Source organism: Paenibacillus alvei DSM 29 (assembly GCF_000293805.1).
GTDB lineage: Bacteria > Bacillota > Bacilli > Paenibacillales > Paenibacillaceae > Paenibacillus_B > Paenibacillus_B alvei.
On record NZ_AMBZ01000009.1, the window covers coordinates 223810 to 243719 of the forward strand.

Annotated in this window: 15 protein-coding genes; 1 reads left to right on the plus strand and 14 read right to left on the minus strand. The window is 46.4% G+C overall.

Annotated elements, in window-relative coordinates; genetic code table 11:
• The first annotated feature begins 162 nt into the window (after positions 1-162).
• The gene (gene ade / locus PAV_RS25390) at positions 163-1911 is read left to right on the plus strand and encodes an adenine deaminase (protein WP_005550904.1); all 1749 of its coding nucleotides are present in this window, start codon (positions 163-165) and stop codon (positions 1909-1911) included.
• 51 nt (positions 1912-1962) lie between these two features.
• Here ade and PAV_RS25395 read toward each other — a convergent pair whose 3' ends face one another.
• From PAV_RS25395 to PAV_RS32760, 14 genes are all read right to left on the minus strand, one after another.
• The gene (locus tag PAV_RS25395) at positions 1963-2751 is read right to left on the minus strand and encodes a class I SAM-dependent methyltransferase (protein WP_040736841.1); all 789 of its coding nucleotides are present in this window, start codon (positions 2749-2751) and stop codon (positions 1963-1965) included.
• Positions 2640-3656: an AraC family transcriptional regulator gene (locus PAV_RS25400; RefSeq protein WP_005550906.1), complete on the minus strand. Its 1017-nt coding sequence runs from the start codon at positions 3654-3656 to the stop codon at positions 2640-2642. The genes PAV_RS25395 and PAV_RS25400 overlap by 112 nt, the downstream gene beginning before the upstream one ends.
• A gap of 201 nt (positions 3657-3857) precedes the next feature.
• Positions 3858-5081 (minus strand): cytochrome P450 family protein, encoded by a 1224-nt coding sequence (locus PAV_RS25405; RefSeq protein ID WP_005550907.1) that lies wholly within the window; start codon positions 5079-5081, stop codon positions 3858-3860.
• A 43-nt stretch (positions 5082-5124) separates the two neighbouring features.
• The gene (locus tag PAV_RS36565; protein ID WP_238555917.1) at positions 5125-5427 is read right to left on the minus strand and encodes a hypothetical protein; all 303 of its coding nucleotides are present in this window, start codon (positions 5425-5427) and stop codon (positions 5125-5127) included.
• A 77-nt stretch (positions 5428-5504) separates the two neighbouring features.
• Positions 5505-5756: a TetR/AcrR family transcriptional regulator gene (locus PAV_RS36570; protein ID WP_238555918.1), complete on the minus strand. Its 252-nt coding sequence runs from the start codon at positions 5754-5756 to the stop codon at positions 5505-5507.
• A 479-nt stretch (positions 5757-6235) separates the two neighbouring features.
• Positions 6236-6769, minus strand: coding sequence for a GNAT family N-acetyltransferase (locus PAV_RS25420; protein WP_005550908.1), 534 nt, complete (start codon positions 6767-6769; stop codon positions 6236-6238).
• A 22-nt stretch (positions 6770-6791) separates the two neighbouring features.
• Positions 6792-7955: a bis-aminopropyl spermidine synthase family protein gene (locus PAV_RS25425; protein ID WP_005550909.1), complete on the minus strand. Its 1164-nt coding sequence runs from the start codon at positions 7953-7955 to the stop codon at positions 6792-6794.
• 410 nt (positions 7956-8365) lie between these two features.
• Complete coding sequence (locus PAV_RS25430) at positions 8366-9844, minus strand: protein adenylyltransferase SelO (RefSeq protein ID WP_005550910.1); 1479 nt, start codon at positions 9842-9844, stop codon at positions 8366-8368.
• A 406-nt stretch (positions 9845-10250) separates the two neighbouring features.
• Entirely contained in the window at positions 10251-11645 is a 1395-nt protein-coding gene (locus PAV_RS25435; RefSeq protein ID WP_005550911.1) for a hypothetical protein, read from the minus strand.
• Positions 11646-12004: 359 nt separating this feature from the next.
• Complete coding sequence (locus PAV_RS25440) at positions 12005-12430, minus strand: hypothetical protein (RefSeq protein ID WP_005550913.1); 426 nt, start codon at positions 12428-12430, stop codon at positions 12005-12007.
• A gap of 49 nt (positions 12431-12479) precedes the next feature.
• Positions 12480-12977, minus strand: a complete 498-nt coding sequence (locus tag PAV_RS25445; protein ID WP_005550914.1) for a hypothetical protein — start codon at positions 12975-12977, stop codon at positions 12480-12482.
• Between the two features lie 184 nt (positions 12978-13161).
• On the minus strand, positions 13162-16353 hold the full coding sequence (locus PAV_RS25450; RefSeq protein WP_005550915.1) for a bifunctional cytochrome P450/NADPH--P450 reductase: 3192 nt from the start codon (positions 16351-16353) through the stop codon (positions 13162-13164).
• Positions 16354-16496: 143 nt separating this feature from the next.
• The gene (locus PAV_RS25455; protein WP_005550916.1) at positions 16497-17063 is read right to left on the minus strand and encodes a TetR/AcrR family transcriptional regulator; all 567 of its coding nucleotides are present in this window, start codon (positions 17061-17063) and stop codon (positions 16497-16499) included.
• 242 nt (positions 17064-17305) lie between these two features.
• Positions 17306-19840 carry a condensation domain-containing protein gene (locus PAV_RS32760; RefSeq protein ID WP_167549049.1) on the minus strand — a complete coding sequence of 845 codons (2535 nt, stop codon included), beginning with the start codon at positions 19838-19840 and terminating at the stop codon, positions 17306-17308.
• Positions 19841-19910 lie beyond the last annotated feature (70 nt).

Genomic DNA, 19910 nt, shown 5'->3' on the forward strand with positions numbered 1-19910 from the left:
CAAGGAGTCGTTTTGAGCCTTTTTAATCGACTTTCTGATACGGACAAGCTTTTCTTGTTCCTTACCGTCAAGCTTTAGTTGTCAAAAACTAAAGCTTTTGTATTTATATGGGCAATACTTTCCCACACTATTTATACAACGAGAAAAGGAATGTGATTTCGAATGAATTGGAGCAAGCAGCATTGGATTAATCGAATTGCCGCAGCAGGCAGAAGGAAGCCTGCCGATCTTGTCATCACGAACGGAAAAATCGTCGATGTCTTCAATCTGGAAATCATGGAAGGCGACATCGCGATTGTAGATGGCATGATTGTAGGTATTGGCGGCAGCTATGAAGGAGAACGCGTCATTGATGCGGAGGGCCGCTATATTGCTCCTTCTTTTATCGATACTCATGTTCATATTGAATCGGCTATGGTCACGCCTGCTGAATTTGCACGTGTCGTGCTTCCGCACGGGGTTACAACAGTCATAACTGATCCGCATGAAATCGCGAATGTCGTTGGGACAGCCGGGATTCAATATATGCTTGATGCTTCTGAGAATTTACCGCTTGACGTATATATCATGCTGCCTTCCTGCGTTCCATGTACGCCGTTCGAACATGCAGGAGCTAAGTTGGATGCTGGCAGTTTGGAACCTTTCTACGCTCATCCTCGCGTATTGGGACTGGCGGAAGTAATGGATTATCCCTCTGTAAGACGCGGTGATGACGATATGGTGGACAAGCTGCTGTCTTCGCATCGGAATGGTCGGATGATTGACGGTCATGGCGCAGGTTTAGATGAGGAGGCTATCAATGTGTACCGGGCAGTCGGCATCCGCAACGATCATGAATGCGTGACAGCCGAGGAAGCTAGAGTGCGGCTGCGCAGAGGCATGTATGTGATGCTTCGCGAGGGATCGGTTGCCAAGGATGTTGAAGCGCTCATCCCTGCTGTAACGGCAAGCAATGCACGCCGCTGTGTGTTCTGCACGGATGACAAGCACTTGGATGAGCTGCTCCATGAAGGCAGCGTTGACCATAACGCCCGTCTTGCAATCCGCTGCGGTCTTGATCCGCTTCAGGCGATACAGATGGCTTCCTTGAATGCAGCTGAGTGCTTCGGATTGCATACGAAGGGCGCGATTGCCCCTGGATACGAGGCGGATTTCCTGCTGCTTGATAATCTGCATGATCTTACGATTGCTCAGGTATATAAAGCCGGCAATAGGGTTGGCGATAACGGACAATATACAGGACCGCAGCTTCATTCTGCTGTTATCCCATCTCAACTAATGAAGACGGTACATTTGCCGGATATTACAGAGCGGGATTTGCAAATCGAACTTGGCAATCAGGAGCGCCACTGTCATATTATCGGCATTAATCCAAATAGTCTGATTACGACTCATCTTGTAGAGGCAGTTGACATTGAGAACGGATATTTCCGTTCTTCCGTAGAGAAGGATCAGTTGAAAATCGCTGTATTTGAACGGCACCATCATACTGGCTGCGTCGGACTTGGCATTGTGAAGGGGTTCGGCATCCAATCTGGTGCGATCGCCTCCACCGTGGCACATGATTCCCACAACTTAGTTGTGGCCGGCAGCAATGATCGGGATATGCTAACTGCCATTCAGGCGCTTCGTCAGATGGAGGGCGGGTTGGTTGTGACGAGTGGTGGCAAGGTGCTTGCCGCGATTGAGCTTCCACTGGCCGGACTGATGGCGATAAATGGTTATACAAAGGTACTCGAGGACATGGAACAGCTTAATGAGGCTTTAGCGCGTATTGGAGCTTCTCAGGAATTCAATCCTTTTGTCACATTATCATTCTTATGTTTGCCTGTAATACCTGAATTGAAGCTGACGGATATGGGGCTGTTTGATTTCTCCAGCTTTACACATATTCCGGTATCTGCTAAATAACGAATTCAAGAGGGCGGCTTCGTGTTGTAGATTAACAACCGCCCTCCCTTACTATTGATGAAGCACGTAATAAATTTCTTCTGCATTCTGAAAATCAACATTTGATTTATCCAAGTCGGCATATTTATGTCCTACCACTAACCCGCATTTTTCTGCGATGCGATCAAATTCTTTTGGCTGATACAGTCTCAAATGAAAATCCTCGTATTCGGTACGTACATGCCTATTATCGATGTACAACTCGTAGGAAATCATCGAGTACAAAATTTGTTTGTCCGTATCGTAAGCATGCTTGCTTCGCAGTGCAACTTCTACGGAGTCCTTCCCTACCCTCCTGCCTTCCTCGAACGCTGCCAATTCCAATTGTTCCTGGTTTACGCTTGATGGATCGCTTCCCCGATAAGACAGATCAGTTGCAACGCTTAACACAATTCGTCCGGTTGAGGTTAAGCAATTCTTCATGACCTTCAGTGCCTTGATCACCTCTTCACGCTTTGTTAACAAGGATAATGATCCAGCCGCAATAAAAATAAGATCATATTTTTCAGCAGTCGTATCAAAGTTGTTAAAATCACATATATCAATACGTGTACTGAAGCCTAATGATGTGAGTTTCTCTATACATCTATGTATCATATCTGCAGACAAATCGAATCCATCGATCTGATAGCCTTGTTCAAGAAATGGGACTAGAAAACGGCCTGACCCGCACATAGGCTCTAATATTCTCATTGTCTTATCAGCATAAGACATCCAGAAGTCCATTTGCTCCTTCGGCGCTTCCGGCTTATCCAAATCATAAAATAAGGAACATAATTCTCCATAATATTGCTTCTCCATACTCTATTCCCCCTGAGCAGTTTTTTAACTGGGACATAAATATCCATGACGACATTGCACTGGCCGTGGCAGCGTTCATCATAAAATTCAAAATCGAGCTTGGATTCATCGTATACAAATTCACTGTTCGGGAACCATTCTTCGAAAATATATGTCCAGGTTGCTTGAACGGCAGCAGCCAGCGGATCTGCATTATAGGCTGCTTCGCTTCCGAAGTAATCGACTGACGGTGTTGTGAATACGGCATACTGCGCCTCAGGAACTTCGACAGTGATCATGTCGGGTGTAACCTTGCTATAATCATCAACGATGACGCCAAATAAATAGACAATATTCCCTTCATCGGATGAGGGGATACAGATTCCCACCTCACCGTGCTGCGGCGGAGTTAATTGCGCATACATTTTACTTTCTAAATTGTCACCGATATACGTATCCCAATAGGCTGCGATGTCTTTCGTATACCCGTTCGCCAGATTCGTGTGAATACCATAGCCAGCTACTTTGAATTCGGATTTCGTTACAAAAATAGGATTCATCCTGTCTCCCTCCAAATGAATGTATAGATGGCTTGAATGCCATGCTTCGAACTTAGTAAGATAAACGGTCGGACTGTAGCCAAATTCTTTGCGGAAGGCTTTGGAAAAACCGCTTGCTGTTTCGAACCCGTAATCTAGGGCAATATCGATAATTTTGCGGTTCGTGAGCAGCGCTCTCCTTGCCTGAATCAGTCTTTTCTTGCGCACAAAATCCATCAGAGGCACGCCTTGGTGAACACTGAACACTCTACAAAAATGAAATACCGAGTATCCGATATGCTCTGCGATCTCAATGGCGGTAAGCTCTCTGGTGAGGTTTGTTTCGATATACTCGATACTGCGCTGAATATCGTCATTGTAATCCAATGCGAGATCTGTCCTTTCTTCTAGCAGTCGTTCGTTGTTCCCTTTATTGTATCTGTTCTGTGGGATAGATGCTGTTCCAATCTTGCTAAAGGCTTTTATGTTTATAAAAAAGAAATGTCCTCAAGCTTGCGTATCATTGATACGACAAAACCTGAAGACATGTGAACGTCGAATTACAGTCAGCGAACTGTGATGAAGAGCCTAAAACAATACAGGCAAGCTCGCAAGTGAACGCATTGAGTCCTTGTTATAGGTCAGATGCTCGGGATCAATTGCGAGGCGCAGATTAGGCAGTCGTCGCAGCAGTGTGCGGAAAGCAACCTGACCTTCCAATCGGGCCAATGGGGCGCCTAAGCAGTGATGAATTCCCTTGCCAAAGGTTAAGTGCTCATTCTCTTCACGCGTAATGTTCAAAGTACCGGGATTCGCAAACTTATGCGGATCAAAGTTGGCTCCATTCAGCGTGATCACAATCATTTCGCCTTTGCGGATCGTCTGACCGTGAAGCACTATATCTTCGCCCGCAATGCGGCTGCCAAGCAAGACTGGACCAGCGAAACGCAATAATTCCTCCACTGCGGAAGGCACCAAAGAGGAATCGTTCTGGAGCAGACGCATCTGATCTGGGTGCTGAAGCAGAGCCAGCGTGCCGTTCGCGATCAGATTGAATGTCGTTTCATGTCCGGCGGAGATAAGCAGCCATATGGTCGATAGGAGCTCATTCTCGCTTAATTGATCACCTTCGTCATAGGTCTGAACGAGACTGCTGATTACATCGTTTCCAGGATTTTTGCGTTTCTCGGTTAGAAGTAATTGAATATATTGAATAAATTCATTCAGTGTGGCAACAACCGCCTCACTTTCCTTCGGATCCAGTGAGGCTTGCCCAAGTGTACGCGTCCATTCTCGGAATTGGCTTCGCTTAGCAACGGGAATGCCGAGCATTTCCGAAATGACGGTGATAGGAAGCGGATAGGCAAAATCCGATACGAGATCCATCTTTCCCTGCTCCTGCACAGCATCCAGCAATTCATCGGCAATCTGTTGAATACGGGGCTGCAGCTCCTCAATCATGTTGGGGGTGAAGGCTTTGGATACCAGCCTGCGCAGCCTGGTATGATCGGGCGGATCAACAGTGAGCATATTCGGCATGTTGATCACCCATTCCATCAAGGCATTCACGGATGCGTTCTCCTCTATGGGTTGTTCCCTTGGTGTCAGCTTGCGGATGTCTTTGATGAAGCGCGGGTCTTTCAATATTGCAACAACATCATCGTGGCGAAATGCGAGCCATGCTTCCCCCATGCCAAAAAAATTATCAAGGCGGTACAGCGGTTCATGTTGCTCATAAAATTTCGAATAAAATGAGACGACATCGTGCATTGGTTCCGTAGTGATAAAGTCGTCACTCGTTAATCTCTTCATATTTTCGCTCCTTTTCACATTCGCCGTTTCCATAATCATTGGGTCATGCATTCGTGTCAGTCGTGTCCGATGCAATTCCATGACGGATCATGCAGCAGAAGCTTTTCATCTCATCAAGCAAGACATCAAGGCATTCTTCCTCAATGTTATCTATATCCTTGAGCTCCTCAATAAACTTCCTTTGGAAATGCTCTAGCGTAATCTTGATCAGCTCAAAAGCTTGCTTGCGCTGAACGCCTTCTCGCAGCTGAACTTTTTCAAATAATCGTTCCCACTCTTGATACCTGAGGGCAATTGCGTGCCCATACTTCAGCTCAATGTCTTCTTTCAGTTCATCAGGCGTCAAATAGAAAGCCTCGTACACCAATTTGTATTCATTCGCGTGTTTACGAAAGTAATTGAGTTTTAAGCGGCTGATCGAATCTATAGCCTCAAAAAATCCTCGTTATCGAGTATGTAGTCCGCTCGAATTTCGCTTGATAACTTTTCAATGCAATGATCCAATAAGCTGAAATACAGCTTCTTCTTGCTGGTGAAATGATGAAATATTAAAGCCTTCGATGTGCCGGCTGCTTCAGCCAGCATCCCGGTCGAAGTGTTTTTATAACCATTGCTCGCGAATACGGATATGCAGGCCCTCAACACTTTTTCTCTTTCGTAGAGCCTTACAGGCAAAGCTTCGCCTCCTTCACTTTTTACTAACCTTTCGGTCAGTATCGATCATATGATGGAACAATCCAAATATGACGTCCATTATCTTGAATTATTGTGAAATTAATCTCAAGACAAAAAGAGTTCAAGCCACTCCTTTGAGGAGACTGACTTGAACATCATATTCCCTATCCATGGTTGTCTGGATCTACGAACAACATCTCTATCTTCGTTCCATCAAGTCCGATAAAGCCATTAGCTTCGCTGCTTTCATTCAACTGGATCCACACCTCAGCCGCTTAACGTCATTACAAATGATTTGAATATCTTCTTCTGTCAAAAATGTACGTGTGTCATGCGAATAGAGCGATGCCAAATATCTACTCAATTATCATGATACTTTTTACCATATGCAACGATTCTGTCTCCCAAAATAGAATCTCCCATGATCTAATTCCCGTTCCACCCCTCCAAGGAAGAAAATTTTGGAATTGGTTTGCTTTTTATTCAAAAAATACACTTGGGTATTCTACAACCCCTGCTACATGTTCCAGAGCATGTTCTCGCAGCTCTAATGCCATAAATGCTTCATCCGGCACTTCAAAGGGTGCCTTTATTCCCCATGTAGTGGCTTGCTTGAAACCGAACTTCGGATAATATTGAGGATGACCGAGTACGATTACAGACTCGTATCCAAGTTGTGCAGCCTGTCGCAGAGCTTCGCATATAAGCTGCTTCCCAATCCCTTGGGATTGGTATTCCGGCAAGACTGCTACCGGAGCCAATGCGAGTGATTGCACGCTGTGCTTATCTCCCTGAATGGTAATGCGGGACAACAGGATATGTCCAATAAGTTGACCATGATTGTGGGCAGCAACCAGTGATAACGCTGGGATGAAACCATCTGATTGTCGAATACGGGATACTAACTCATGTTCCTTCCCATCGCTGTGCTCCATCGCTGCAAATGAGCGCTCCACAACTAATTCTGTAGCTTGATAGTCTTCCTCTGTTTCTTTTCGGATCATAATGTTCATATTCATCCTCCGTTACTTTATTTTACTTTTTCTTACTAATCAAATGAAACGAATCGTTGCCGCATGACAAGCAGCCTCGCTGCTTAAGCTGCTCTATTGTAGCCATCTTCCCTTGGATGCCAACCGTGATCTTGTTCCCGCACCGTTTACATTGGTACTTGCGTATCGTTTGTCTCACTTCGCCAGTGTATAGTGCATCCATGAACCGCCCTTTACATTCTGGCATAGTACGCTCGGTCGTCTTGAGAATAATCATCTGACTTCGATTGGCTATAATCTCCGCCCCTTCGTATTCGTTGAATCGGGGCAATGTTGCACTTGTTGTTATTCCCATTCTTATAAATTCACGCTGCATCGCGAACATGAAGTCAGGTGACTTGTGGGCGAAGGATAAGAATATCGGCAATCCTTTTCTCTTCCGGAGTGCACTAATTCCTCGAGATACAAAGAGGCTCATGCCCTGCAGTGTATAAGGCGGATCGGTAAAGAAACAATCGAATTGACCGTGCAAGCGTGCAGGCAGTTGTTCCCTTAAGTCGTGATGGACGTATTGAATGGGCAATTGCCTTAGCTGCGCTATATCATGAATGTATTGTAGAAATCGTTCATCCACATCAATTACTTGTACGATTGTTTTGGAATGCCCTCCATTAGGGAAAAGTACTTGAAGCAGCAAGCCGATGGAGATACTGACCAAATCATCATCTCCAACGCATAATATCTGCTTGCCTACTAAGGTCTGCTGCCGGAGACATAGAAGTGCTCTTCTCAGGCTTGTCTCCGGCGTACATTTGGATTGATCGATCCGCACATCGACCATCGGACGATGAATCATAATTTCCTTCAGAACGACCAACAGATTGTGGAGCTCGGGATGAGACAAGTCTTCGCAAGCCATCAGCTCCTGATACAGTTTTTTGTTGATTCCCCGATAGCCCCATTGCTCTTCAACCCATACTCTGCCTCTCATCGAGCAGCGTGCTCCCTTATCCTGCTCGATTGCTCCAGCCTTGATAAGCTCCCGTTTGACGGCAGCCGCAACCGGGATGGGAATAAGTGCTGCACGGGCCAGTTCTTTGGTGGATATACCAGGGTTCATGTAACACTCCAACAATAGTTGTTCGATGATGGAAATGCCTTCTTCCAGGCGTACGCTTTCGTTTGCGATTTCGATAAAGTTACGCATTCGTAAATCCCTCCTCAATGGCGGAATGACGTTCATTCATGGCGCAGAAAAAGGGCGCAGAATGAACAAACGTCATTCTACGCCCTTCTTGATTGATGCCTAAATAAGCCCCACAATAAAGCAAAAATCCGTGCTTGAAGAAGCACGGATGCGGGTTCAAAAAATAGGCATACCTATCATCTAAGGCATGTATGATATCCGTTGTTCTTAACTAATTCCGAGGATACGCACATCCACAGCAAATAAACATTGCTAAGCAGCAACACTTCTCACTGGTATTACATATTCCTCATATATGGAATTCGATTAGTTAAGAACGACCGCCAACATCAACATCTCTCCCTAGAAAATTATGCAATCATCGTATCATCCTGGGAAAGTTCATGTCAAGTCAATGCAATGTTTCCGATTCATGTGCCGCAATAAGTTCGGTAAGGGCGCGTTGATGCAGCTGGCAGTGAAGTGTATTCTTCCTGCTCAGTCGAGTACGCAAATGGCTCTGAGAGAACATTCAGCAGGCGCTGCATCACACTATAGTCTCCTTCTTGAGAAGCAGCATCCAATGCCTCTTCAACTCGATGGTTGCGCGGTATGACGGCAGGATTGCTTCTGCGCATAAGCTGACGTACATCATCCTTGGAATGCTGTTGTCGTTCAAGTCTTGCTTGCCACTGCTCATACCAGTGTGCATATTCGGTGCTGCCAAATAAGGAAGAATGTTCTTCGCATATGCCGAGTGTAAGTGCGCGGAACGTATTCGTATAATCCGCACGATGCTTCTGCATCAGATTGAGCAGGTTCTGGATCAGTGTCTCATCTTGTTCTTCTTCATGGAATATACCTAACTTGGCTCTCATGCCATCAAGCCAATTGCGTTGGTATAGATCAAAATATTCACCTAATGTATCTTCCGCTATCTCCACAGCCTTTAGTTCGTTGTCACTAAGCAGAGGCAGGATTGTTTCTGCAAATCGGGCAAGGTTCCACCCCCCAATATTCGGCTGATTCCCGTAGGCGTAGCGGCCTTCCCTGTCGATTGAGCTAAATACGGTATCTGGATGATACACATCCATAAAGGCGCAAGGGCCATAATCAATCGTTTCACCGCTAATCGCCATATTATCTGTATTCATGACTCCATGAATAAACCCGACAAGCTGCCACTTCGCAATGAGCGATGCTTGGCGTTTTATCACTGCCTGAAGCAGCGCCAAATAACGGTTCTCGCTGCCGTCTGCCTCCGGATAATGTCTCTGCAGTGTATAATCAGCCAGTGCGCGAAGATCTTCGATGCCGCACCAATTGGATGCATATTGGAACGTTCCTACGCGCAGATGACTTGCTGCAACACGAGTGAGAATTGCACCTGGAAGTTCAGATTCGCGTATTACCGGTTGACCAGTGGACACCACAGCTAAGCTGCGAGTCGTTGGAATACCTAGACCGTACATCGCTTCGCTAATGATGTATTCACGCAGCATCGGCCCGAGCGCAGCTCGCCCATCTCCGCCTCTCGAATAGGGAGTTCTCCCCGGGCCTTTCAATTGAATGTCGAATCTCTCTCCTGATGGGGTAATCTGTTCGCCAATCAGAATCGCTCTTCCGTCCCCCAGCATATTAAAGTAACCGAATTGATGTCCAGCATAAGCTTGGGCGAGAGGCATTGCCCCTTCAGGAATCGTATTGCCGGCAAGCGTAGCTACGCCATACTCGCTTCTTAATGCTTCTGCACTTAATCCTAGGGAGACAGCGAGCGATTCATTCAGAACACTAAGTCCCGGCGCTCGTACAGGAGTTGGATTCAGTTTGGAATAAAATGAATGTGGAAGACGGGTGAAACTGTTGTCGAAGTTCCATCCTGCGTCTAAATTAGAAGGTCTCTCGTTCATTGTATCTCCTTTTCATTCCTGCTATTTCGTATGTATCGTGCTGTTAGGGTTTGCTAACGTATATTTATTATACCTATTCAGGTAAGCATACGGCTAAGCTAAAGGTAGATAAATTATCGAAATTACGCATCACCTTCTCTATTGTTCTAATGACGACGAAAGGTTCTATATGAGTTAGCTGGTGAATAACTGAAGCAGTTCATCAATAGTAGGAGCAAGCTGGTGATTGCCATTCTTGATTGCAGTAAAAGTAGACATCGCTTGCTTCAATAAGTCAAAACTTTAGTAATAATAGATGAAGAACGATAGTGGATCATATTCAGGTGCATAGGGCAGAACCCCCATCTGGCAGAAAGCTCCTCCACCGAGTCCAACTCGGGTGAGGAGCTTCCTAGCGTTCCTAGAATCAGTCTTCCTGGTATACGCGATGGCGCACGATATCTCCGGGATGCAAAACAAGCAAAGGTCCCCACGATGGATTATGATCATGCATCGATTTTAACAGCAGTATCATCCGCTGAAAAATCATGTCGATATCCGCATGCTGCACCAAGGCGCCCGTCACGGCGGCCGCGACCACGTGAGCTGCGTAGAATCCAGATTGCAAATGTTCAGGCAGCGGACCCGCGGTGCTCAACAAAGCCCGTAATTGCGCAGTGAAGGATTCGTCCAGGTTTCTCCAATTTTGAATTTGATCCAAGCTATGATTTTCCAGCGTATGCAGCTTCGTCGTCATGATGGCGGCAGCCACGATCTTTGCAGACAGCTTGGCTTCCTCGGCGCCAACAACTTTTCCTTCCAGACGGATGTGGGTCAGATCTTTGTCCGTTTCTGTCTCGATGAGCCGCTCCCATATATTAGCCTGGTCGAACTGCAGGGTACCTACGGCATAGGCGGCTAAATATCCTCTCAAAATGTCAGCAGGATGGACGTCACTCTCAGAACCGATATTTTTGAGCGCGGGAATACCCGAATAGGCCGCCCGGATTCCACGGAAATAACCGATTAAACCGATCCCGGCCGCAGGCCCCAGATTGAGTATCCCTAGGACGTCTGATGCCGTCTCGTCTATGCGTTTAGCCCAATACTCAGCTAAATCATTTCCGAGATTGTTCGCGAGAAGAGCCGCTCGTACCGTATCCGCCAATTCTTCAAGCAGTCCCGTATCAGCATGCAAAATATCATGCCCGCCCGTTTCATGACCCAAGCTGGACCAGGCCAGGAGGCCCCGCCGGGCATGAGCGGGAGGAAGACTTACGATACCCGTTTTTAAGCCTATCTGGTCTGTTATGTCAATAGGCAGGGTATACGGACCGAATTCAGGCATCCCCCACTTGACGAGCGGCGGTATCATGCTCAAGTCTGGACGTTTCACTCTCGCTCTGTCCTCAGCGCTTAAGAAACCGTCGTACAGATCGCTTACCATCTCCTGAAAAGCGTCAGTGGCATCCGCATTATAGCCTTCGCCGTTCTGCAGTATGGTTTGTGCGATATCGAACAGCAGAAAGGCCGGTCCTTTGCGCAGGGGATCGTGAATTAAAATGTCGGTGAATCCTTCTGGACCCAGTTGATCCAGCGCTCTAAGGAATGGTTCGACGACTGCGTCCCGGTACAGAACAGGCAGCTTTCTGCGTACTGCTTCCAATCTGCCGCGCAGTTGGTGGTAATCCGTCGGATCGGGCGGACCGGGAATATTGGAAACAACGGCCTTTCTGACATCTTCAACACATTGCGGAAGGTTGCTTATATCGGGTTCGATCGTGACTTCTCCGTTCGTGAGCAACTCGTTTCGTTCAATCATCGTACATCCTCCGTTGTATAAAATCATTTACAGATGTAACATTTCCTGAAAAAATGAAATTATACCAAAATGTAGATTGTCTGCACGGATCCATGACAATGAACAAAAAGAGTAGTACATGCTATACTCGCTGTTGATTTATTTAAGCACGTCACCTCTTCCATTTCATCGTTCATACGAAGCAATATCGAAAAATGGTTATCTCGATAACTGCTTTCATAACATTAACTGCTTCAGAAAAAACGCTTGCATCTACTTTTTTACGTAATCGAACAAAAGGTCATCTTGCAGCTTCCATAACTCTCCTAAGTGCATTATATTTTCCTCGATAAACCATTGATTCGCCTTCACGACGGTTTTCATTTCTCTAGGTGACGCAAGTATTCTCGATATCCCCATAACGCTTCATCCAATTGATCTTCGCCTTCCAATAAAACCATCACAGCATACGAGATCATGTCTATCCATTCGTCGATTTTTCGAACCTGTTCTTGGGAAAGCAGGCCATTGCTCTGCAGCATGCCGTCAGGATATAAAGCCCATGCGCGGGATAGCTGGCAGATGCTCCAGAAGCACGATATCAAGATTCTGTTTACTTGCGGCTTCGCGAACTCATCAGCCAGAACTTCAATGATCTTCATCAGCTCGTGGAAATTATCTTCAATCAATTCACCGCGAAAAGGTCTCAGCATGCCTAAAAATCCATTCGTCATTTTTTCGTGCTCGATATCATCATGATGGAAGGCATGGCATTTGAGAAGAAATAGCGCCTCGTCTTTCGTCATCTTGCCTCTTCCCTTCTGCAAAAGTTAGTATCAATAGCGCTGCTACTACCTACAAAGAGTTTTCTCCCGTTATCTTACAGTTCTCGATAACCAGCCATAAATTGATCTCATCGTATTGTGAGACAATCCCTTCTATCCAGTAGCCTGGATATAAATATTGTGCCGGCGTTCGTTCTCTCAATTTATTGTAATCTGTTACAGCATAAGCATTATCGCTTAATCGGATGATCGCTCCTTGCGGATAAAACATTGCAATTTCCCCGCTAACTGGTTTACCCGGTGGATACTGCTTCTTCGTTCGCTTCCATGCCGCTAGATTAGGCTCAATCGCTTGCTGCCATTCTATTTCAAATTGTTCCTTCGTAAGGATACGATCGTACGCCTCAACAATTACTTCTTGATCGCACAGTACAAAATCGGGCGAAGTGGAAACCTCACAATGTGAATCGCCATATTTGCTTATTTGTCGATATGCCGTTCCGTTCTCGTCTATCTCAAAATAGTACCGATCGTCTTCCTCGACCCCGGCAGCTTCAATATATATCATTGATATTCCCCCTACTAGTCTCTGATCCTAGAAGGTCTCCACTACTTTCAACCTCCAATCAAGTATATAAAGCCTGTCCTTTCAACACAATCACACGAATGACCTAGTTGAACTATCCAAATGATAAAGGGCGCCCATCTAGGGCGCCCTTGTCCTGCAACTCATTTACAACTTGTTTTGGTAATTAAGCTTTTCTGCCTGCCCATACATCTTTCACATATCTCCCGTCGGCCCCGAGCTGCTCCAGCCATCTGTTCGCTTTCGTCTCGCCAACACCATGAACGTCTTGATACATCTGCTTAAGTGTTGCCTCCACATCTGGTGACATAGCGCTTCCATCACCGCACACATAGAATATTGCTCCCTGATCAAGGAGACCGATCACTTCGTGCTGTTGCTGCTTGATAAGATGCTGGACATATGTTTTTGGTTGACCCTCAATTCGAGAAAATGCGGTGTGTACCGTAACAATTCCCTCTAATTGATATTGCTTAAGCTCTTCCTCATAGATATGATCCGTCGCATCTCGACAGCCAAAATAAAGATACGCGCTGCCAAGCGAAATCCCTTGCTCCTTCATGGCCTGCCGGGCTTGAATAAATCCACGAAACGGCGCAATCCCTACTCCGGGTCCTACCATAATAATAGGTGTACTCGGATCCTCCGGCAGCCGGAAATTGGATTGCGGCGGCTGAATGAACATCATGATTGATTCGCCTGGTTGTCTGTCTGCAAGAAAATTGGAAGCAACGCCTCGATATTCATGGCGTCCATTCCAAGCTGGGCTCTGTACGACCCCTACCGTGAGACTAATCTGATTCGGCTGTACGCGAGGGGAACTGGATATCGAGTAGTATCGTATTTTTAGTGGCGGGAGCAGCTCTAAAAAGCGCTCAAACGTCATTAAGCAAGCCTCATATTTTTCAAGTAAATCTAACATCGATACTCGCTTTTCAAGGATGTTCTGTCTGTAGCTCTCTGCCTCAAGCAGTGCTTCTAATTCAATTCGGTGCGGAGGACATACCGTCAATGCGGCAAGCTCGCGAATTTGTGCTCGAGTGGCAGGCTCCTGAAGTTCGACGCTCCGGCTTAGAAGATCATTTATCAGTACAGGGCGATGTAATGGCAAATGGGAAGGACTATTCCCTGTAGTTCGCAACACCACATGATCGCTTCCATTTAAGTCAAATCTGCTGATTACCCGTTCGACTAGATTATCCGCATTGATAGGGAACACGCCTAAATGATCCCCTTCAAGATAAGACACTCCTTCAGGCAATTCAATCTCGATATGGCGTGTACTGCGCCCGTTTCCACCCCTTTGCAGCTCGTGATTGTCGAGGATCGTTGCACAATGGACATTGTATGCATCGGCAAACGGCGATTCAACCGATATGTTTACAACCTCTACGGTTAAAGAAGAAGCTGTCGATTTTTCTATTCCATCAATTCCGTCAAATTTCAAATCCAGTGAACGCATAACTGCTGGCCACAGCTTATCGCGCCACTCCTCCACTTCGGTTTCGAATTCACCGCTGGCATCGCCATGTCCGACAGGCAGCAAACGATTCGCTCCTTTAGCCGCGAGCTGTTCATCAATGAATATGGGAATGCTTTGATAGGTACTAGGCCAGTTATGATCGCCGCAACCAAAGACACAATAGCTAACTCCTTTCAATGATTCTGGCTCCACTTCCTTTAGCCACTTTACGAAGCGTCGTGCATTGCTGGGCGGCTGACCGTTATATGATGCTGTCACAATAAACGTAATGCCTTCCTTGGGCAAGTCCGCTGCATAATCGTTAAGGGGCGCTACTTTGCTTTTGAAGCCTAGTTGTCGGCCTTTCTCCGCCAGTTCGCGGGCAATTCCTTCTGCTGTGCCAAGATTAGAGCCATACAGTACGAGGAGCGGAATATTGTGAGGAAAGCTCGAATTCAGTTCTGAAATGGCTGTTGTTTCTAAAATAGATGGAATGCGCTGACCGCCATGAACGGAAATTGCTTCGTTGCGAGTGCGACGCGGGCGAACTTGCATCGTAAATCCCTCGGGTTTTATCGTGAGCGACTCCATTAGCTTCAATTGATAATTCGTATGATCGATGAGTTCAAAATTTTTGAGAATAAGTCCGAGCATTAGCGTCGCCTCTTGCAGAGCAAATTGCTGCCCGATGCACGCACGCTGTCCGATGCCGAACGGCTTGTAGGCATCGTGGGGAATTCGGCTCGGATCCTCGAATCTTTCTGGGCGGAATTCGTGTGCATCACTTCCCCAGGCAGCAGGATCACGGTGCAATTGAGGGAGCAAAAGGAGCAAGCGATCTCCTTGCTTCATCACATACCTATCCACGAGCAGCGTATCTTGCTTCACAAGCAAGTTGAAGGCAGGGGCTGTCGGCCATAGGCGCAGTGATTCATCGAGAATCATGCGGATATATCTCAAGTTCTTGACCTGTGTATAGGTAGGAACAGGATCCTTCAGTACACGATCTACTTCCTCATAGCCTTTTTGCAGCTTATCACGATTGTTCAGTAGAAAATATAGGGCGAATGACAATAAGCCGCTCGTTGTTTCATGTCCGGCTACCAAGAACGTAATAATTTGATATCGAATGTTTGCATCATCCAATGATTCGCCCGTATCAGGGTCTTTTCCTTTCAGCATATAAGCTAATAAGTCGTTTGCCCCTTCATGATCATGAGCTTTGCGTTCAGCGATTATTTTATCAACTAGGGAGAACATGACATCAATGTCCTGCTGGAATTGCCGCCGTGTTTTGACCATAAGCATATCCTGAATGCCAAGCCGCTGCGCTTGATTCAAGGATTCCTCCAAAGCCCGAACCATACTCGTTACAAACGGGTGAGGCTGATCACGGTAGAAGCTGTTGAAGCGGTAATTAAAGCCGCATAGCCCGATCGTATCCATAGCTAGCCTTGTCATATCCTCTGGCACCTCAATTTGATCATCGGGATTTAGGCGAGACCACTTCTGGATAAGCTGCATCGCTAAATCAAGCATCTTATCGAAGTAGCCTCGCATTGCTGTACGGCTGAAGCTTGGCAATAAAATATTATGGGCCTTTTTCCAGTTCGGATCGTTGGTCTCAGAGGTGAACAATCCGTCCCCTGCGTAGGCGCGCACATTGTTCAAGATTGTTTTGTCCACGATTTTACCGAAGCGCGCAGTGTCGCTAAATTCTTTAGCCAACTCGTAGCCAGAGACAACATGCAGCGTTCCAAATGGGAGCTTCATCCGGTAGATTTCACCGTATTGCTCGGCAAGGTTCATGAATGACAGTATCGGAGTATTTGGATTCAATTGAGGTACATTTCCTAACGGGCCATATGTTTTGGGCTGTGGAATCGAAATTGACATATAATTTTGCCTCCTCGGATGGTATCTAACATTTCGTAAGAGGTAGCTCATAAGATGCCGTGTTGTGCAGGATAGCAATAAAAATCATGATTTCAAATCATAGGAATGAATATTCATTCCGTAATGTGCAGAAGACATCCGAGTTAATGGACTCGGATCGCATTCCAGCAGCACTCCTCCACGCCAGCAAGAAGCTCGTTCGTCTCCTCCAGCACCTCTGCTCGTATTGTTTCGAATAATTTAACAAGAGCCCCATAGAAAATGGAAATCAGTGCATTGGGAGGCAACGGGGAGATTGTGCCCTCCTGTTGTCCTTTGATTAAAAAGTGTCGGATAAAATCCATGCCTACTTCGAATGTCTTCAGACTTTTCTCATCCAGCAATCTAGGATTCAAATGTGAATCTATGAACGAAAAAGCCTCTCTATTTTCCTTTGCAAAATAAATGGTCTGAACAAAAATATGATGGAACTGTGCGCGAGCAGTTGCAGCTTCAGGAAATCCTTGTGAAACGGCATGGAAAAATTGTTCAGTACATTCTTGGAATAAGGAATTCAGCAGCTCCTCCTTGTTCTCAAAGTATCGGTAAATGGTGCCAGCGCCAACATTGGCCCGATCAGCGATCATTGGTACGGTTGTTGCATCGTACCCGCGTGCGGTAAATAGATGTAATGCGGCGTGTAAAATGTCTTCTCTTTTGTTAGTGGACAATCGTATCACCCTTTATGCGGAATGAATGTTCATTCCCTTACATAATATACCATGCGATTCGAAGATTCAAGAACTGAATGCGATAGTTCTAAAATTCATTTTGGTGTAATGAAATCTAGAATGTAATGAAGCTTCCTGCTGAAAGAAAAACGAAAAGAGCAGATGCTTTCGCATTCTGCTCCTTCGCATGAATTTTTCAACCTTCTTATTGGATGTGTCCACATCCCCCCTTTCTGCTCCACTTAAATGAATGCAGGCTCAGGAGTTGCATAGATCAAGCTTGCAATGCTTTGATGCGGATGGAGGCAGAGGTCATTGAACATATTCTGAAGATCCGAGAGCATTTGCAAGATCGATTCGTCGCGGAAACGCGCTTTAAGATAGGTCATATAAATTTGACAGCTCCCCTCCAAAGTCCCAACGACATCAATGCGCAGCGGCGTACCGGAGTTGAAAATCGCAAGCGACTTGCCATACTCGTTAACCAACGGAATCTCATCCTCATCCATTTCGATGGCGATATCAAAGTATGATCCGAGGTTCTGAACAATCATGTATGACTCAAACAGGATCTGATTATCCGCTAGTCCGCTCCACTCCCGGACTTTCTTGAGCGGTGTATAATCATATTTCGTCAATCGAAGCTGCTTCGCTTGAATTTGCTTGAGGATCTGCAATACATTTTCGTCTTCAAGCAAACGTATCCTCATGGGGAGCGTATTGATTGCAGGACCAACTATCTCCTCAATCCCTTCGAATTCCGGGTGTCTGCCAGTCGACATGACGCCGAACAATACATCGCGCTGACCTGTATAACGAGCCAAAAGCAGCGCCCAAGACAATTGAAACACTACGCTCATTGTTACACCACTTTGACGGATTAGCTCTTTCACCGTGTGCGGAGCAGAGACCTCGAATTCGACGTATTGTTTCGCGAAGCCGCCAGTTCCTGACCTCCCCCGATTATGCGGAGCATTTTCGATAAGCGGGGTCGCATGGCGGAAGCCAGCAAGTTCCGCTATCCAATATCGCTTAGATTGTTCTATATCTTGCTGCTGCAACCATGCTATGTAATTCCGATAATTGCGTACCGGCGGCAGCTGATAAGACCTGCTTTCCACCAGACTGTAATAGCATTTGAGCACTTCGGCCAAGACAATAAAATGACTCCACCCGTCCATCAGTAAATACGAACAGCTCATAACCAGGAAATTCTCGCGATCTCCTATCCGAGCAAACATGACTTCATAAGTAGTCGGCCGTTTGATATAAGCAATATTGCTTGCACACAGTTGAACATCCTGATATCGCATCAGTTCATGAAACTGACGGTCAGCATCCCATTCGCGCCAATCCGCGTAGTGAACCGGTATACGAACATTCCGCCGCATGACCTGTATCGGTTGGTCGAATCCTTCATGGAAGATGGACGTCCTCGTTAATGCATAATGATTTGCCACTCGATTCCAGGCCTGTGTCATGAGTTCAGGCTCCAATTTGTCCGTAAAGCGCATGACCATATTTACAAAAAACTGAGCCGGTTCGGGATTGTTCAGCAAGGTATCAAGCATGTAATCTTGTAGCGGCGTAACCGGATATACGTCCTCAATCTCTTCAGGATCCAGGGAGGCAATAGCGGCAACATCGCTTCGGTTCAATCCTACTAATGAAAAGCCCGCAACGGCTTCGTTCTCTCGCACTGCTTTTTCGTCGTGGGCCGCAACCGTTCCCTTGTCGCACTCGGCAATAACTCCGCTTAATTCCGCAACAGACTGATATTGGTAAATTTGCTCATGGGATATCGATACACCCGCTTGTCTTGCACGGGATATCAGCATCATCGTCTTGATCGAATCGCCGCCGATCTCGAAATAGTTCTGATGTATTCCGACCCTGCCAAGTCCAAGCAGATTAGACATTATACCGCACAACAGCTTTTCGATATCATTGCGTGGTTCGTCGGACGGATCATTAGACATGCTATCCTCATTCGGCTTCGGCAGCGCCTTCCGGTTGATTTTGCCATTATTATTGAGCGGAAGTCGATCAAGCGCAACAAATGCCGTTGGAATCATATAATCAGGTAAACGCTCTTTAAGAGCGCGACGAAGGACTTCTATGTCCGGCGCAATCTTTGTATTTCCTGTCATGTAAGCCGTAATTCGTTTATCTCCAGGGATATCCTCCCTCAGGATCACGACCGCTTCTTTTATAGAAGGTTGTGCGGCAAGCGCCGCTTCAATTTCACCAAGCTCGATACGGAAGCCCCGAACTTTCACCTGATCGTCCAATCTCCCAAGAAACTGGATACGTCCATCCGGCAAATAGCGGGCCCGGTCTCCGCTGCGGTATAACCGCGCTCCCTCTCGTAACGAAAACGGATCCAGTATGAACTTCTCGTTGGTCATCGACGGCATTCGCAAATAACCGCTGCCGACCGCGATTCCGCCGATGCACAGTTCCCCGGGAATACCTATCGGGGTTGGCTGCAGCATTTTATCCACAATATATATTTTTGTATTTGCGAGCGGCCTACCAATATGAGCGGGGCTATGCGCATGTCCCGGTTCAATGATGCGATAAGTGCTGGCGATCGTGCACTCCGTGGGACCATATGCTTCATATACATCAAACGGAAGTCCGATTGGAAGCGTTGCGTTCCATTTGTCTCCCCCCGTGAATAAACGGCGCAGAGAGGTATGTTCGGGCCAAGGAATATTGACTAATAGCTCGACTATCGGTGTTGGAAGAAAGGCAAACGTGATCGCATTGTCCACCATCCAGTCTCGCAGCAACTCGGGCTGAAGTCTTATTTCTTCGGGCGGAATCCATAACGATGCACCGCAG

Bases quoted from the DNA above. Each gene is read 5' to 3' on its own strand.
- PAV_RS25420 (WP_005550908.1), bottom strand. From the start codon at position 6,769: ATGAACATTATGATCCGAAAAGAAACAGAGGAAGACTATCAAGCTACA.
- PAV_RS25435 (WP_005550911.1), bottom strand. From the start codon at position 11,645: ATGATTGAACGAAACGAGTTGCTCACGAACGGAGAAGTCACGATCGAA.
- PAV_RS25430 (WP_005550910.1), bottom strand. From the start codon at position 9,844: ATGAACGAGAGACCTTCTAATTTAGACGCAGGATGGAACTTCGACAAC.
- PAV_RS25425 (WP_005550909.1), bottom strand. From the start codon at position 7,955: ATGCGTAACTTTATCGAAATCGCAAACGAAAGCGTACGCCTGGAAGAA.
- PAV_RS25445 (WP_005550914.1), bottom strand. From the start codon at position 12,977: ATGATATATATTGAAGCTGCCGGGGTCGAGGAAGACGATCGGTACTAT.
- PAV_RS25405 (WP_005550907.1), bottom strand. From the start codon at position 5,081: ATGAAGAGATTAACGAGTGACGACTTTATCACTACGGAACCAATGCAC.
- ade (WP_005550904.1), top strand. From the start codon at position 163: ATGAATTGGAGCAAGCAGCATTGGATTAATCGAATTGCCGCAGCAGGC.
- PAV_RS25395 (WP_040736841.1), bottom strand. From the start codon at position 2,751: ATGGAGAAGCAATATTATGGAGAATTATGTTCCTTATTTTATGATTTG.
- PAV_RS25440 (WP_005550913.1), bottom strand. From the start codon at position 12,430: ATGACGAAAGACGAGGCGCTATTTCTTCTCAAATGCCATGCCTTCCAT.
- PAV_RS25450 (WP_005550915.1), bottom strand. From the start codon at position 16,353: ATGTCAATTTCGATTCCACAGCCCAAAACATATGGCCCGTTAGGAAAT.